Origin of the sequence: Microbacterium sp. Nx66, assembly GCF_904066215.1 — a bacterium.
Lineage (GTDB): Bacteria > Actinomycetota > Actinomycetes > Actinomycetales > Microbacteriaceae > Microbacterium > Microbacterium meiriae.
Genome location: NZ_LR880474.1, coordinates 689,212 through 704,158 on the forward strand (window position 1 = coordinate 689,212; position 14,947 = coordinate 704,158).

General features: G+C 71.0%; 13 protein-coding genes and 1 tRNA gene. 7 read left to right on the forward strand and 7 right to left on the reverse strand.

Features of this window, described 5'->3' with window-relative positions:
* The first annotated feature begins 7 nt into the window (after positions 1-7).
* Positions 8-80: transfer RNA gene (locus tag MICNX66_RS03205), tRNA-Arg, on the forward strand.
* Positions 81-157: 77 nt separating this feature from the next.
* Here MICNX66_RS03205 and MICNX66_RS03210 read toward each other — a convergent pair.
* Positions 158-1,093 (reverse strand): LysR family transcriptional regulator, encoded by a 936-nt coding sequence (locus MICNX66_RS03210; RefSeq protein ID WP_370428368.1) that lies wholly within the window; start codon positions 1,091-1,093, stop codon positions 158-160.
* Between the two features lie 71 nt (positions 1,094-1,164).
* Here MICNX66_RS03210 and MICNX66_RS03215 point away from each other — a divergent pair, with 71 nt between their 5' ends.
* Positions 1,165-2,895 carry an L-aspartate oxidase gene (locus tag MICNX66_RS03215; protein ID WP_187663256.1) on the forward strand — a complete coding sequence of 577 codons (1,731 nt, stop codon included), beginning with the start codon at positions 1,165-1,167 and terminating at the stop codon, positions 2,893-2,895.
* Positions 2,896-2,985: 90 nt separating this feature from the next.
* Here MICNX66_RS03215 and MICNX66_RS03220 read toward each other — a convergent pair whose 3' ends face one another.
* The gene (locus tag MICNX66_RS03220) at positions 2,986-3,258 is read right to left on the reverse strand and encodes a hypothetical protein (protein WP_187663257.1); all 273 of its coding nucleotides are present in this window, start codon (positions 3,256-3,258) and stop codon (positions 2,986-2,988) included.
* Positions 3,259-3,394: 136 nt separating this feature from the next.
* Here MICNX66_RS03220 and MICNX66_RS03225 point away from each other — a divergent pair, with 136 nt between their 5' ends.
* The 5 genes from MICNX66_RS03225 to MICNX66_RS03245 all read left to right on the forward strand — a co-directional run bounded on the left by MICNX66_RS03225 (position 3,395) and on the right by MICNX66_RS03245 (position 8,005).
* Positions 3,395-4,888: an L-serine ammonia-lyase, iron-sulfur-dependent, subunit alpha gene (locus MICNX66_RS03225; RefSeq protein WP_187663258.1), complete on the forward strand. Its 1,494-nt coding sequence runs from the start codon at positions 3,395-3,397 to the stop codon at positions 4,886-4,888.
* 108 nt (positions 4,889-4,996) lie between these two features.
* A complete protein-coding gene (locus MICNX66_RS03230) occupies positions 4,997-5,737 on the forward strand; it encodes an AAA family ATPase (RefSeq protein WP_187663259.1) in 741 nt (246 codons plus the stop codon).
* Positions 5,738-5,747: 10 nt separating this feature from the next.
* A complete protein-coding gene (locus MICNX66_RS03235) occupies positions 5,748-6,344 on the forward strand; it encodes a TetR/AcrR family transcriptional regulator (protein ID WP_187663260.1) in 597 nt (198 codons plus the stop codon).
* 147 nt (positions 6,345-6,491) lie between these two features.
* Positions 6,492-7,274 (forward strand): ABC transporter ATP-binding protein, encoded by a 783-nt coding sequence (locus tag MICNX66_RS03240; protein ID WP_187664094.1) that lies wholly within the window; start codon positions 6,492-6,494, stop codon positions 7,272-7,274.
* Positions 7,271-8,005, forward strand: a complete 735-nt coding sequence (locus MICNX66_RS03245; RefSeq protein WP_187663261.1) for an ABC transporter permease — start codon at positions 7,271-7,273, stop codon at positions 8,003-8,005. Before MICNX66_RS03240 ends, MICNX66_RS03245 begins: the two co-directional genes overlap by 4 nt.
* Before the next feature lie 19 nt (positions 8,006-8,024).
* Here MICNX66_RS03245 and hrpB read toward each other — a convergent pair whose 3' ends face one another.
* From hrpB to MICNX66_RS03270, 5 genes are all read right to left on the reverse strand, one after another.
* Entirely contained in the window at positions 8,025-10,580 is a 2,556-nt protein-coding gene (gene hrpB, locus MICNX66_RS03250) for an ATP-dependent helicase HrpB (RefSeq protein WP_187663262.1), read from the reverse strand.
* A 197-nt stretch (positions 10,581-10,777) separates the two neighbouring features.
* Positions 10,778-12,379 carry an SPFH domain-containing protein gene (locus tag MICNX66_RS03255; protein WP_187663263.1) on the reverse strand — a complete coding sequence of 534 codons (1,602 nt, stop codon included), beginning with the start codon at positions 12,377-12,379 and terminating at the stop codon, positions 10,778-10,780.
* Between the two features lie 171 nt (positions 12,380-12,550).
* Entirely contained in the window at positions 12,551-12,979 is a 429-nt protein-coding gene (locus MICNX66_RS03260; protein ID WP_187663264.1) for a MarR family winged helix-turn-helix transcriptional regulator, read from the reverse strand.
* Positions 12,980-13,186: 207 nt separating this feature from the next.
* Complete coding sequence (locus tag MICNX66_RS03265) at positions 13,187-13,987, reverse strand: ABC transporter permease subunit (protein ID WP_187663265.1); 801 nt, start codon at positions 13,985-13,987, stop codon at positions 13,187-13,189.
* A complete protein-coding gene (locus MICNX66_RS03270; protein WP_187663266.1) occupies positions 13,980-14,918 on the reverse strand; it encodes an ABC transporter ATP-binding protein in 939 nt (312 codons plus the stop codon). Before MICNX66_RS03270 ends, MICNX66_RS03265 begins: the two co-directional genes overlap by 8 nt.
* Between the last annotated feature and the right edge of the window lie 29 nt (positions 14,919-14,947).

Below are 14,947 nucleotides of genomic sequence, written 5' to 3' on the forward strand. Positions count from 1 at the left end.
GGGTCCTGCGCCTCTAGCTCAATGGATAGAGCATCTGACTACGGATCAGAAGGTTGGGGGTTCGAGTCCCTCGAGGCGCACACTGTGTTGAGACAGTACGGAAACCCCCGTCGCGGAAGCGGCGGGGGTTTTCGCTGTCCGGGGGCAGGTGCCGCGGTCAGAGCAGGCTGGTGATAGCGGGATCGCGTTCCGCGAGGTCGGCCGCCGTCGCCATGATCGCCGACCGCATCGCGGCGACCGCGACGGCGGGCGTCACGTCGGAGCGGTGGGCGAGGCTGATCGTCCGGGACATCGCGGGGTGGGCGAGACGCGCGGATCGCAGTGCGGGGCGTTCGTACAGCACCATCGCCGGGACCACCGCGACGCCGACGCCGCGCTCGACGAAGCGCAGCACCGCATCCATCTCCGCGCCCTCCAGCGCGAGGGTCGGGGTGAGATCGGCGGCCCGGAAGACGGCGTCCATCGCGGCGCGCAGTTCGTAGCTCTCGTCGAACTGGATGAGCGGGAGCGTGGCGAGGTGCGCCAGGCTCACGGACGAGCCGTGGGTCACCGGAGGGGCCGCCGCCGACGAGATCACCACGAGCTCCTCGGCGAGCAGCGGGACGTGCGTGAGGCTGACCCCTGCCGGCACCGGACCCTCGGACTGGGTCACGAGGGCGATGTCGACCGCGCCGACCGCGAGCTGCTCGACGAGCAGGCGAGAGCCGCCCTCCGTGAGGTGCAGATCGATGCCGGGGTGGGTGGCATGGAACGAGCTGAGAGCTTCCGCCACGAGGCTGATGCACAGGGTGGGCGGGGCGCCGAGTCGCACCCGTCCACGGCGGAGCCCGGCGAGCTCGGCCACCTCGTCGCGGATGGCGTCGGCTTCGGCGAGCATGCGCTGCGCGCGAGGGAGGACCGTCTCCCCGGCCGCCGTCAGGGCGATGTGGCCGCGCGCGCGATGGAACAGCTCGGCGCCGAGCTCGCGTTCGAGGGTCGAGATCTGACGGCTCAGCGACGGCTGGGCGAGGTGGAGGTGCTCGGAGGCGCGGGTGAAGTGGCCGAGGCGGGCGACTTCGACGAACCCGCGGAGCTGCTCGAGGTTCATATCCATAGCGTACCCGCATGGTTTCCAGACAAACTATGCATTGGAGTTATTAGGATCGCCTAACTAGCGTCGAGAGCATGAATGCACCCGAACGTCAGATCTCCACCACGGTCCTCGTGATCGGCACCGGAGGCTCCGGGCTCCGCGCCGCGATCGAGGTCGCCGAGCACGGCGTCGACGTGCTCGCCGTCGGCAAACGCCCGCGGCAGGACGCCCACACGTCGCTCGCGGCCGGCGGCATCAACGCCGCTCTCGGCACGATGGACGCCGAAGACAGCTGGCAGCAGCACGCGGCGGACACGATCAAGGAAAGCTACCTCCTCGCCAACCCCCATACCGTCCAGATCGTCACCCAGGGCGCCGAGCGCGGCATCCGCGACCTCGAGCGCTGGGGCATGGACTTCGCCCGCGAGGGCGACGGCCGCATCTCGCAGCGCTTCTTCGGTGCGCACACCTACCGCCGCACCGCCTTCGCCGGCGATTACACCGGCCTCGAGATCCAGCGGACGCTGGTCGCCCGCGCCGAGCAGCTCGACGTCCCCATCCTCGACAACGTCTACATCACCCGTCTGCTCGTGCGCGACAACGTCATCTTCGGCGCGTACGGCTTCGATCAGGCGGACGGCACGCGCTACCTCATCCATGCGGACGCGGTGATCCTCGCCGCGGGCGGGCACAACCGCATCTGGCGCCGGACGTCGTCGAGGCGTGACGAGAACACCGGAGACTCCTTCCGGCTCGCGGTCGAGGCGGGGGCGCGACTCCGCGACCCCGAGCTGGTGCAGTTCCATCCGTCCGGCATCATCGAGCCCGAGAACGCCGCCGGCACCCTCATCTCCGAGGCCGCGCGCGGGGAGGGCGGCATCCTCCGCAATGCCCGGGGCGAGCGGTTCATGGAGAAGTACGACCCCGAGCGGATGGAGCTGTCGACGCGCGACCGTGTCGCGCTCGCCGCCTACACGGAGATCCAGGAGGGCCGCGGTACGGAGAACGGCGGCGTCTGGCTCGACGTGTCGCACCTGCCCCGCGAGACCATCATGACCCGGCTTCCGCGCGTCTATCAGACGATGATGGAGCTGCAGATGCTCGACATCACCGCGGACCCGATCGAGATCGCGCCGACCGCGCACTACTCGATGGGCGGCGTGTGGGTGCGGCCGGACGACCACCAGACCGACGTCGACGGGCTGTACGCGATCGGGGAGGCGTCGAGCGGACTCCACGGCGCGAACCGTCTCGGTGGGAACTCGCTCATCGAGTTGCTCGTCTACGGCCGGATCGTCGGTCAGGCCGCCATGGCCCACGCCGCGGGGCTCGACGCCCAGCGCCGGTCGGCCGATGCGGTCGCCGCCGCTCGTGCCGAGATCGACGACCTCCTCGCCGCGGAGGGGCGCGAGAACGTGCGGGCTCTGCAGCGCGCGATCCGCAACCTCATGACTGAGTACGCCGGCGTGGTGCGGTCGGAGGACGGGCTGAAGGCGGGCCTCGCCGACCTCGACATGATCGAGGGGCGCATGGAGGACATCGGCATCCACCCGGACATCGCCGGATTCCAGGACCTCGCGCACGCGTTCGACCTCAAGGCCTCCGCGCTCGCCGCCCGGGCCACGCTGGAGGCGGCGCGGGAGCGTCGGGAGACTCGCGGATGCCACAACCGCAGCGACTTCCCGGACACCGATCCCACGCTGCAGGTGAACCTCGTGTGGTCCCCGTCCGCCGGCGTGACCCGCGAGGAGATCCCCGCGATCCCCGAGGAGATCGCCGAGCTCATGCGCGACGTCGATACGACCGGCAAGCTCGTCGAGTAGACCCCCGAGACCCCGCTCTCGCGTCGAGACCCCGCCCTGCAGACGTCTGCAGGGCGGGGTCTCGGCGGTAGTCCGGGGTTTCGGGCCGGGTCAGTCGACGCCGAGGCCGACGGCCTCGTGATCCGGTTCCGGGTCGTCGCGCTTCGGGGCCTTCGGCTCCTCGCCGGGGGACTTCTCGGTGCTGGGCTCCTCCAGCTCCTCGGTGCTCGGGACCTCGGCCGGGTCCGCGTCCTCCGGGGAGTCCGCCTGCTCCGGCGTCGTCGCCTCGCCCTCCGAGGTGTCGGACGCGGGGGTCGGCGTGGGGGTCTGCGCCTCGGGCGAGAGCTCGTCGTTCGCGGTCGGTTCGGGAGTGTTGTCGGTCATGATCGTCCCTTTCTGCGATGTCGTGCTCTCAGCCTGCCTCCGCCTCGACGCGAGATGAAGGGCCTTGACGCGGACCCGTCGGCGACGCGGTTAATCGCGGTGAACCGGATCCGCGAAGTCGGCGTAGCCTGGAGGGGTGACTGCGTACGTCTCGGCCTTCGACCTCTTCTCCATCGGCGTCGGCCCGTCCAGCTCGCACACCGTCGGACCGATGCGGGCGGCACTCGACTTCGCGCGCCGGCTCTCCGGCTCCGGCGAGCTCGACCGCATCGCCCGGGTCGAATGCACGCTGTACGGCTCGCTCGGCGCCACCGGCATCGGCCATGGCACCCCGGACGCGGTGGTCGCGGGGCTGCGCGGTCTCGCACCCGAGACCTGTGACCCGGCGGCGGTGCGCGCGGCCTGGTCCGCCTACCCCGAGGGGGAGCCGCTGCGGATCGACGGCGCCCACGCGGTGCCGTTCCGGAAAGACGACATCGTGTTCGCGCCGCGGACCCGCCTCCCCGGTCATCCGAACGCCATGACGCTCATCGCCCGTGACCGGGACGGAACCATCCTGTTCGAGCAGACGTACTACTCGATCGGCGGCGGGTTCATCCGGCGCGAGGGGGAGGAAGCGCAGCTCTCCACCGGCGCCTTCCCGCAGCCGTATGCCGATGCCGCCTCGCTGCTCGCCCTGTGCGACGAGCTCGGACTGTCCATCGCGGAGGTCGCCCGCCGCAACGAGACGGCGCTGCGGAGCGAGGAGGAGGTCGCCGCCGGCCTCGACGCGATCTGGGATGCGATGTCGGGCTGCGTGGACGCGGGGCTCCACGCCGACGGGGTGCTTCCGGGCATGCTGCAGGTGAAGCGCCGCGCCGGCACGATCCGCGCACAGCTCGAGGCGGTCGAAGCCGAGGGGCACCGAGAGCTGCCCGGCGAGTGGCTCGGCGCGTTCGCGCTGGCCGTGAACGAGGAGAACGCGGCGGGTGGGCGCGTCGTGACCGCTCCGACCAACGGCGCGGCGGGCATTCTCCCCGCGGTGGCGATGTACTGGTGGCGCTTCCTCGCCGACTCGGGGCTCGGCGCCGGGAACGCGGTGACGCCGTACGGGGAGCTCGTCGGCAGCGCGCTGCTCGGGTTCGACGGGGCCCCGCCGCCCGCTCCCGCACTCGACGGGGAGGACGCGGAGATCGCGGAGGCCAATCGCCGCCGGGGCATCCGCCGGTTCCTGCTGACGGCTACCGCCCTCGGGTCGCTGTTCAAGGCCAACGCCTCGATCTCCGGCGCCGAAGGCGGGTGTCAGGCCGAGGTCGGCTCCGCGTGCGCGATGGCCGCGGGTGGGCTCACCGCGGTGATGGGCGGCACGAACCGGCAGATCGAGAACGCCGCGGAGATCGCGATGGAGCATCACCTCGGCCTCACATGCGACCCGATCGGCGGACTCGTGCAGATCCCGTGCATCGAGCGCAACGCGATCGCCGCCTCCACCGCGGTCACCGCCGCACGTCTCGCGCTCCGCGGCGACGGGAGCCACTATGTCTCGCTGGATGCCGTCGTCGAGACGATGCGCCAGACCGGTCTCGACATGTCGACCAAGTACAAGGAGACCAGCGAGGGCGGTCTGGCGGTGAACGTCATCGAGTGCTGACCTCGCCGACCCACCCCCTCTCGTGCGTTCCGGCCCGTTGCGTGCGCATGAAGAGGGGTGGCAGGCACACAGAGGGGTGGGTCGACGGAGGAGGGAAGGGAGAGGCATATGCGGCAGCAGCCGGTCGTCGCGGTGCGGGCGAACGACGAGGCGCCGACCCCGGACGGGACGTGGCCGACGAACATCCCCGCGGTGGCGCAGGTGCTGCGCGAGGGACTGGATCTGGGACCGGGAGTGACCTTCCTCGTCGGCGAGAACGGCAGCGGGAAGTCCACCCTCGTCGAGGGCATCGCGATCGCGTACGGTCTTTCCCCGGAAGGCGGATCCCGGCAGGCGCAGCACCGGACGCGTCCGACCGAGTCGCCGCTGTCGGACTGGCTGCGCCTCCAACGGGGCGTCGGCGCGCACCGCTGGGGATTCTTCCTGCGGGCCGAGACGATGCACTCGTTCTACACGTACCTCGAGGAGAACCCCTCCCTGCGCGGCGACGTGCCCTTCCACGAGATGAGCCACGGGGAGTCGTTCCTCGCCCTGCTCGACAGCCGCTTCGATGATCCGGGGTTCTACTGCCTGGACGAGCCGGAGGCCGCCCTGTCGTTCCATTCGACTCTCACGCTGATCGCCGTGCTGCAGCGCATCGCCGACGAGGGCGGCCAGGTGCTGTGCGCCACGCACTCCCCGGTGCTCGCGGCGCTCCCGGGCGCCACCATCCTGGAGGTCGGGGAGTGGGGGCTCCGCCCTGCCGCCTGGGAGGACCTCGAGATCGTGAACCACTGGCGCTCGTTCCTCGGGCAGCCGCAGCGGTATCTCCGGCATCTGCTCGACGAGCGAGGCTCCGCGGAGCCGTAGGCTGACGGGCATGACCGAGCAGAGGGCGCCGAGACGACGCGGGCGCCCGCGCGGCGGCACCGACTCCCGCGAGCGCATCGTGTCCGCGGCCGTCGACGAGTTCGGCGCGCAGGGGTACGACGGCGCCACGGTGCGATCGATCGCCGCCCGCGCCGGGGTCGACTCCGCACTCGTCCACCACTACTTCGGCACCAAGGCCGACCTGTTCGCAGAGGCCGCCGGGATCCCGTTGCGCCCCGACCTCGACGTCCCGGAGATCCTCGCGGGGCCGAAGGACGAAGCGGGGGCCCGGCTCGTCCGCTACGTGCTCGACGCGTTCGAGAAGCCCGACGTGCGCCGCCGCGGGGTGCTGCTCCTGCGCACGGCGATCGGGAGCAGGCTGACGACCCCCCTGCTCGCCGGCTTCCTCTCCCGCGAACTGCTCTCCCGCGTGGCACGACGCCTCGACGTGGAGGACGCCGACCTCCGCGCCGCCCTCGTCGCCTCGCAGATCGCCGGCATGCTCATCGGTCGCTACGTGCTGCAGCTCCCCGCGCTCGCCGGAGCCTCCGTCGAGGAGCTCGTCCGCCGCGTCGGCCCCACCGTCCAGCGCTACCTCTTCGACTGACGCCCGCGTCCCCGGGCACGGCTGCGGAGATCTCGACCGCCGCGCCGGTCGGCACGGGCCGGCGACGGCGTGTCGATCCGGCGCTCCGCAGCTGTGCCCACGGAGCCGTTGACGCCCGACGAGGCGAGGCGCATAATTCATCGCATGATGAATAACGCGGCGGTCGAGATCACGCAGCTCCGCGTGCGGCGTGGGGCCGTATCCGTGTTCGACGGCATCGACCTCGCCGTCCCCCGCGGGCAGATCACGGGTCTCCTCGGCCCCTCGGGGTGCGGCAAGACCACGCTCATGCGGTCGATCGTCGGTGTGCAGCGGATCGCCTCCGGCGACGTGACCGTTCTGGGTGAGCCGGGCGGTTCGCGTCGGCTCCGGCACCGCGTGGCCTACGGTACGCAGGGCGCCTCGGTCTACGGCGACCTCAGCGTGCGGCAGAACCTCTCGTACTTCGCGTCGCTCCTGAAGGCGCCGAAGGGCGATGTCGACCGGGTCATCCAGGAGGTCGGCCTCGGCGCACAGGCCACGCAGCTCGTCGATGCGCTGAGCGGCGGCCAGGCGACGCGGGTGTCGCTCGCGGTGGCTCTGATCGGCTTGCCGGAACTGATCGTGCTGGACGAGCCGACCGTCGGACTCGACCCCGTGTTGCGGGCGGAGCTCTGGACCCTGTTCCGCCGGCTGGCCGACCGGGGCGTCACGCTCATCGTGTCCAGTCACGTGATGGACGAGGCGGTGCGCTGCGACCGGCTGCTGCTGATGCGGGAGGGGAGGATCATCGCCGACACCACGCCGTCGTCCCTGCTCACCGACACCGGCACGACCGACGCCGAGGCCGCGTTCCTGGCGCTGATCGAACGTGACAGGGCCGCCGGCGCCGCGACCACCCGGCGGGCGCGGCGAGAAGCGCACGAGCGCCAGGAGGAGGACGCGACATGAACGGCCGCCGGCTGTTCGCGACCGCCGGCCGTGTGCTCACGCAGCTCCGACACGACCCGCGGTCCATCGCCTTGATGCTCATCGCCCCGAGCCTGCTCGTCGGTCTCTTCGCCTGGCTGTTCAGCGAGCAGGACGGTGTGTTCGATCAGTTCGGGGGTGCCATCCTGGCGCTGTTCCCGTTCATCGTGATGTTCCTCATCACGTCGATCACCACCTTGCGCGAACGCCGTTCCGGCACGCTCGAACGGCTGATGACCACGCCGCTCGAGAAGGCCGACTTCATCCTCGGGTATGCGCTCGCGTTCGGGCTGATGGCCGTGCTGCAGGCGGTGATCACGGTGTCGTTCGCGGTCGGGGTGTGCGGGCTCGACGTCGACGGACCGCTGTGGCAGCTGGGCCTCGTCGCGGTGGTCGACGCACTGCTCGGCACAGCCCTCGGCCTGCTGGCGAGCGCGTTCGCCCAGACCGAGTTCCAGGCCGTGCAGTTCATGCCGTTGCTGGTGTTCCCGCAGATCATCCTCGGCGGGTTGTTCATGCCGCGCGACCAGATGCCCGACGTGCTGTACGCCATCTCCGACTGGCTGCCGCTCAGCTACGCGATCGACACGATCAACGCCGTCACGGCGGGGGACGAGGGGAGGGACGTGTTCGGTCCGCTGCTCATCGTCGTGGCCTTCGCCGTCGGCGCGCTGGTGCTCGCCGCCCTCACCCTGCGGCGGCGCACCCGCTGAGCCGGAGTCCTGGCCTGGGTCAGCGCGCGGCGCGGTTCTTGGTGTGCTTCGTCGGCACGGCGGCCCAGGGGTCCTCGGGCCAGGGGTGCCGGGGGTAGCGGCCGCGCATCTCGGCGCGCACCTGGGAATAGGGGCCGGACCAGAACGAGGCGAGGTCGTCGGTCACGGCGAGCGGCCGCCCAGCCGGGGACAGCAGGTGGAAGAGGACGGGAACGCGGCCATCCACCAGCCGGGGAGTCTCCGCCCACCCGAAGCACTCCTGCAGCTTCACCGCGACGACGGGGCGTGCGGTCGGATCCCCGTCGGGTTCCGGGTAGGTGATGCGGACGCGGGAGCCGCTGGGGACCTCGAGCCGCTCCGGGACGAGGGCCTCGAGGTGCACGGCCTCGGGCCAGGGCAGCAGACGGCGCAGCGCCGAGGACAGATCCAGCCGACTCGCGGGGGTGCCGGATGCGAGAGCCTCGAGCTCCGGTGCCATCCAGGCATCGAGGGCGTCGATCAACCCCGCGTCCGACACATCGGGCCATGGCTCACCGAGCTCACGTCGGAGCAGCGCGAGTCTGCGGCGGAGGGCCTCCGCCCCGTCGGACCAGGTGAACATGCCGAGGCCATCGCGTCGGACCGCCCGGGCCACGGCATCCCGCCCTGTCGATGCCGCCGCTCGCACCGGCACCGAGGAACGCAGGATCGCACCGATCCGGCGCTCGCGGCGGGCCTGCACACGACCTCCGACGAACTCGGCTTCCACGCGGTCGCTCATCAGGGGGCCCGCCGCGCGCTCCGCCTGCTCCTCGGTGAGGGTCGCCGCCGTGCGGATGACCGCACCGGAACCGGCGGCCGCCCGGGACGAGGCGCGGGCGACATCGGCCACGGCGAGCCATTCCGAGGACGCGAGGGAACCGCTCACTCCGGCCCGCGTGCCGGAGGCCAGCAGGAACGTCGCTCCCGATCCCGATTGCTCGACACGGTGGGCGATACGCTCGGGGAAGGCCAGCGCGATCACGAGACCGACGCCGTCGAGACCCGCGCGGGTGTCCGGTGTCGGATCGGCGAGGCGTTCCAGACGACGCGCGTCCTCGCGCCAGCGACGGGCCTCCGCAGTCCCGCCGCCCCGCAACGCGACAAGAGCGTGGGCGACGTCGGCATCCGGGACGCGCTGATCACCGCCCAGAAGCGCGACGACCTCGGCGGCGAGCCGGCTCCCCACCACGGGGCTGCCGTCCCGTAGCGCCCTGGCCAGCCGGGGGTCGGTCGGGATGCGGGCCAGCACGCGGCCCTCGGCCGTGGCGCGCCCGTCGTCGTCGATCGCTCCGAGACCGCGAAGCACCGCGACGGCGTCGGCGAGACTGTCGGCTCGCAGCGGTTCGATCAACCGCAGGCCTGCTCCGCCCGGGGCACCCCAGCACGCCAGGAGGAGGGCGGCGCCGGTGAGGTCGGCCGTCGCGATCTCCGGGGACGGACGCGCGGGAGCCGCCGCGTAGGCGCGCTCGTCCACACACCGGACGACGATGCCGGGGCCCTGACGCGTCGCGCGTCCGGCACGCTGCACGCACGAGGAACGGGAGGCGGCGGTGGTGACCAGACCCGTCATGCCGCGGGCGGCGTCGCGCTGCGGCTGCCGGGACAGACAGCTGTCCACGACCATCCGCACACCCGGCACCGTGATCGACGACTCGGCGAGCGAGGTGGCGACGATGATGCGGGGCACACCCCCCGGTGCACGACCGCGGATCACGGCATCCTGTTCCGCCGGCGGGATCTGGCCGTGCAGCTCCCGCACGTCGAAGGCGCCGTTCCGAGTGCGGACGCGTCGGGCGATCTCCGACACCTCGCGAGCGCCCGGGGCGAACACGAGCACGTCGGCTTCGGGGTCTTCGCGGACCAGCTCGGTGGCGGCGGAGGCGGAGACACTCGCGATGTGGTCGAGGAAGCCGCGGGTGACTCCCCGTTCGTCGAGGCGGGGCGTGGGACTCGGAGCCCAGCGCTCGGTGAGGGGGAAGGCCGGGACGTCATGGTCGACGATCGGCGCGGGGGACTCGGCGGTGCCGATGACGGCGGCGAGCCGGGCAGCGTCGAGGGTGGCGGACATCGCGACGACGACGAGGTCATCCCGCAGCTCCCGCACCTCCGAGAGCAGGCCGACGAGGAGGTCGGTCTCGAGGGCCCGCTCGTGCACCTCATCGATGATGACCGCACTCACGCCGTCGAGTCCGGGATCGTCCAGCATCCGTCGCAGGAGCACGCCGGCGGTGACGAACTCGACCCTCGTATCCGGCCCGGCTGTGCGCTCGCCGCGGACGGTGAAGCCCACCCGGGATCCGAGCGGGGAGCCATCGAGGTGTGCGAGTCGGCGGGCGGCGGCACGCGCGGCGACCCGGCGGGGTTGGGTGACGATCACGCGGTCGGTGGTTCGTGAGGCGAGGAGCGGCGGTACGAGGGTGGTCTTGCCCGTGCCCGGCGGCGCGGTCACCACCACGGATCCGCTCGCGTCGAGGGCTGCGGAGAGCTCATCGAGGGCGCCGGCGAATGACAGGCCGGCACCGATGGCGGCGAGGTCGAAGGCAGCGCGGGTCACCCGTCCAGTCTGCCCGGTCGATCGGCGCCCGGAGCCGTTCACAACTCAGGAGATCCGGGGGGATTCGGCGCACAGGGAGGGATCGCCGCGTCCGCGCCTGCCGATCTCCTGAGTTGTGAACCGGCAGAGGCGGTGCCCGACGACAGACAGCGGATGCCGCGACCGAGTCGGTCGCGGCATCCGCTGTCCTGTGCTGCTTACTCCGCGTCGGGAGCCGGGGGAGCGGGTGGCGGCGGGGTGGTCGGTGCGGGCGTGCGCGGCGCCGGGGTCGGTGCGGACGCTTCGGCGACTCCGGCTCCGAAGCCGCGACCGACGGCCTGCCCCTGGATGATTCCGGCCAGGTCGAGGCCTGTCGCGGAGTGCACGCTGTCGAACACCGAGCGCATGGCCTTCGCGCTGTCGGCGCCGACGACGTTCGACGCGCCGTCCTCGGCGGATCCGCCGACGATCGAGACGCTGCCGATGGCGGCGTAGCCCTTCGCGAACTCCGACATGATCGACGGCAGCACTTCCAGCACGCGCTGCGAGAGGAAGGCATCCTGGTTGGAGGCGATGGCCTTGGCCTCGGCCTCGACAGCGGCTGCACGGGCCTCACCCTCGGCGCGGATCGCCTCGGCCTCGGCGTTGGCGCGGAGGCGACGGGCCTCGGCTTCGGCCTCCGCCTGGGCGCGCAGAGCATCCGCGTCACCGGTCGCCTTCGCGATCGCGGCGGCAGCCTCACCGTCGGCGCGCGCCTTGTCGGCCTGCGCCTGCTGCTCGGCGATGCGGGTGCGCGCCTCGGCCTGCTTGACCTGCTCGATCGCCGCCGCCTCGGCTGCCCGCTCACGCGTGTAGAGCTCGGCCTGCGCGCGGGTCTCCGCCTCGTACCGCTGGGCGTCCGCGACGCGCTTGACGTCGGCGTCGAGCTGCGCCTGCTTGTTCTCGGCCTGTTGCTGCAGCACGGCCTGCTCGGCCTGGGCGCGGGCGAGCTGCTCGGCCTGCTCCGCCTCGGCGCGGGCCCGGCCGATGCCGGCGTTGGCGTTGGCGGTGTTGGTGTCGAGAGCGGTCTGCTCGACGAGGTTCGCCTCCTGGTTGGCGATGTTCTTCTGGTTGATCGCGCGGTCGGCGTTGGTCTGCGAGATCTCCGCGGCCTGACGCTTCGCCTGGATCTCCGGCGCACCGAGGGACTGGATGTAGCCGACCTTGTCGGTGATGCCCTTGATCTGGAAGGAGTCGAGGATGAGGCCCTGTTCGGCGAGCTCCTGGGAGACGTCGGCGGCGATCTGGTCCGAAAACTTCTTGCGCTCCCGCATGAGCTCCACGACGGAGAGCGTCGCGACGATGCCGCGCAGGGCGCCCTCCAGCTGCTCGGTGGTGAACTGCTCGATGGCCTTGTCCTGGGAGGCGAAGCGCTCGGCGGCCCGGCGCACCAGCAGCGGGTCGGAGCCGATCTTGACGATGGCGACGCCGTCGACGTTGAGCGTCACGTTGTCGAGCGACTGAGCCTCGGCGTTGAGCGACACCTGCCGTGAGCGGAGGGAGATGATCTCGTGGCGCTGGGTGATCGGGTTGACGAGCGACTTCCCGTTCACGATGACCGTGACGGGCGATTCCGACATCTCCGAGCTGCTCGTGCCGTCGGCGCCGATCACGGCACGCTGCACCTTCTGCTTGCGTCCGGAGATGACGAGCGCTTCGTCGGCGCGAGCCACCTTGATCCAGCTGCGGGCGAACAGCAGCAGGATCAGCAGGACGACGATCGCGGCGACGACCGCGATCCCGATGACGATGAGGATGCCGACGATTCCGGCGATCTCCATGGATGACCTCCCTGGTTCCCCCCGAGGGGGCGGTCCGATATGCCCACGGTCGATGTGGGCGTGCGCAACCCACCCTGCCAGAAAAGAGACGCCCGCCACCGCGTCGGGCGCCATCATGCCGGTATCGGTGGGCGTTCCTCCCGCCGCCCTGCCTGTGGAGGAGGGGAGCGGTCAGCGGGTGCGGAGTTTCTCCGCGAGGTCGCGCAGCAGGCGCAGCTCGTCGTCGTCGAGGCGTGACATCCGGTCGGCGATCGACCGGCCGTGCACGGTCGCGAGCGCACGGAAGGCCCGGGCGCCCTCGTCCGTCGCGCGGATCAGGGCGCCGCGGCCGTCGTCCGGGTCGGCGCACTTCGCGACCAGTCCCCGCGTCACCATCCGGTCGACGAGGCGGGAGACGCTCGGCTGGCTGATGAGCATGTTGGCGGTGATGTCGCGCAGGCGGGCGGTCATCTCCGGCGAGCGCGTGACGGTGAGCAGCACGTCGTACTCGGCCTGCGTGATGTCGCCGGTGTCGAAGTCGGCTGCCATCTCGGTGAACAGTTCGTGCTGCGCGCGGAACAGGCTTTCCCAGGCCTCCAGCGCGAGCTTCCGATCGGTCATCCTCACAGAGTACCGGGCGCAGTAAAGGGCCGGTCGGAGAGGCTCCCGACCGGCCCTTGTCCCTTGCACCAAGAGTGTCCTGCAATCACATGCGGTGGATGCCACAGCAAACATTCACCGTGCGATCACTGTATAACGGCGAGGTAACGAATGCAACGGTTTGATCACAAATGGCAGGCCCCCCGCGACGATGGTCCGCGCATCGCCTCAGCCGATCACATCGCGGCGTCGCAGCACCCAGGCGCTTCCGGCGACGAATGCGACGTTCACCGCCCAGAGCGCCACGGTGCCGCGGGGATCGAACCCCTCCGCGAGCGGAGCCTGGTGGAACGCCCAGGAGTACGGTGAGATCGCCCGGAGCCACTCGGCGTTCTCCACCTGGTTCGCGATCGCGTTGAAGGCGTACCCGGCGACGGCGATTCCCGCGCCCCCTGCGACAGCCCAGGAAGTGCGACCGAAGAGAGCGCCCAGCAGGAGCGCGGCGCTCCCCGAGAGCATCGTGAGGCCGACGAAGACGACGGTGGTGTCGATGATGCGGATCGGATCGATGTCGAGCTGTGCCGAGTCGTTGAGCAGGGCGACGACAGCGCCCGCGAACACGCCCAGCCACGCGAGCCGGGCGAGGATGGCGAAGGCGGACGCGATCGCGTATCCGACCCGTCCCACACCGTGAGCCAGGTCGAGTTCGAGGCGCCCTGACGCCTCCGCGCCGGCGATGGCGCCCGCTCCCCAGGACGTGCCTGCGATGGTCAGGAGGAGGAAGCCGATGAGGCCGTAGAAGGTGCCCTGGGCGTAGCCCGCCCCGGTGCCGATCTGGTCGTAGCCGAGTGCTCCCACGAGCTCCGGGGGCAGGCTGTCGATGATCTGCTGCATCTGCCCGTTGCCGCCGATGCTCGGGAACAGCGGCAGGTACAGGAACAGCACCGCCGCGACGCCGATGGTCCAGCCCACCGTTCCGCGCCAGCTTTCGCGGAGAGCGCGCCGGAAGATGGGAAGCGCGTCACGCATCGCCCTGACCTGCCTCGAGACGCGAGGAGTCACCGTAGAGCCGCAGGACCGATTCCTCCAGGTCTGGTTCCTCGATCGCGAGGTCGAGGACGTGGTGCTGCGCCAGCACCTTCACCAGCGGGTCGATGGCACCTTCGACGGTGGCATTCACCTGCACGATGTCCGTCTCGCCGCGGACGTCGAGCTCGGAGATCTGCGGCAGTGCACCGAGTTGCTCCCGGATCAGGGTCGCTGCCGTCGTATCGAGACCGACGCGTACGCGCCGGATCGCGCCGAGTCTGAGTGAGGCCACATCACCCTCCGCCACGACCCTTCCTCGACTGAGGACGGCGACGATGTCGGCCGTCTGCTGGATCTCACTCAGCACATGGGAGCTCAGCAGCACGGTCTGGCCGCGATCTCTGGCTTCGGTGACGAGGTGGAGGAACTCTCTCTGGACGAGCGGGTCGAGCCCGCTGGTCGGCTCGTCCAGCACGAGCAGCGGCGGTTCGTGCATGAAGGCTTGGACGATCCCGAGCTTCTGCTTGTTGCCCTTCGAGAGCGCGCGCACCGGTCGACTCAGATCGAGGTCGAGTCGGTCCGCGAGGCGGTCGATCGTGCCGGGGTTCACCGGGCCGGACACCTCGGTGTAGAAGTCGAGCATGCGGCGTCCCGTCGTGCGGTCGTCGAGTCGGAGCTCGCCGGGGATGAAGCCGATGCGTCGTCGGAGGGCCGGGCCGCCGCGACGCGGGTCTTCGCCCAGGACCCGGATAGCGCCCGACGTGGGGCGGATGATGTCGAGGATCATGCGCAGCGTGGTGGTCTTTCCTGCGCCGTTAGGGCCGATGAGCCCGAACACGGTGCCGGGATCGACGCGGAGATCGATGGAGTCGACCGCTGTGTGCCGACCGTACTGTTTGCGAAGGTGAGTGAGTTCGATGGCAGGGGTCATGGCCCTGCTCCTTTCGGAGGGTGAGGGGG

Excerpts from the sequence above, each read along its gene's own strand:
- MICNX66_RS03210 (WP_370428368.1), bottom strand. The coding sequence starts at position 1,093 with ATGGATATGAACCTCGAGCAGCTCCGCGGGTTCGTCGAAGTCGCCCGC.
- MICNX66_RS03215 (WP_187663256.1), top strand. The coding sequence starts at position 1,165 with ATGAATGCACCCGAACGTCAGATCTCCACCACGGTCCTCGTGATCGGC.
- MICNX66_RS03220 (WP_187663257.1), bottom strand. The coding sequence starts at position 3,258 with ATGACCGACAACACTCCCGAACCGACCGCGAACGACGAGCTCTCGCCC.
- MICNX66_RS03230 (WP_187663259.1), top strand. The coding sequence starts at position 4,997 with ATGCGGCAGCAGCCGGTCGTCGCGGTGCGGGCGAACGACGAGGCGCCG.
- MICNX66_RS03235 (WP_187663260.1), top strand. The coding sequence starts at position 5,748 with ATGACCGAGCAGAGGGCGCCGAGACGACGCGGGCGCCCGCGCGGCGGC.
- MICNX66_RS03240 (WP_187664094.1), top strand. The coding sequence starts at position 6,492 with ATGAATAACGCGGCGGTCGAGATCACGCAGCTCCGCGTGCGGCGTGGG.
- MICNX66_RS03245 (WP_187663261.1), top strand. The coding sequence starts at position 7,271 with ATGAACGGCCGCCGGCTGTTCGCGACCGCCGGCCGTGTGCTCACGCAG.
- MICNX66_RS03255 (WP_187663263.1), bottom strand. The coding sequence starts at position 12,379 with ATGGAGATCGCCGGAATCGTCGGCATCCTCATCGTCATCGGGATCGCG.
- MICNX66_RS03260 (WP_187663264.1), bottom strand. The coding sequence starts at position 12,979 with ATGACCGATCGGAAGCTCGCGCTGGAGGCCTGGGAAAGCCTGTTCCGC.
- MICNX66_RS03265 (WP_187663265.1), bottom strand. The coding sequence starts at position 13,987 with ATGCGTGACGCGCTTCCCATCTTCCGGCGCGCTCTCCGCGAAAGCTGG.
- MICNX66_RS03270 (WP_187663266.1), bottom strand. The coding sequence starts at position 14,918 with ATGACCCCTGCCATCGAACTCACTCACCTTCGCAAACAGTACGGTCGG.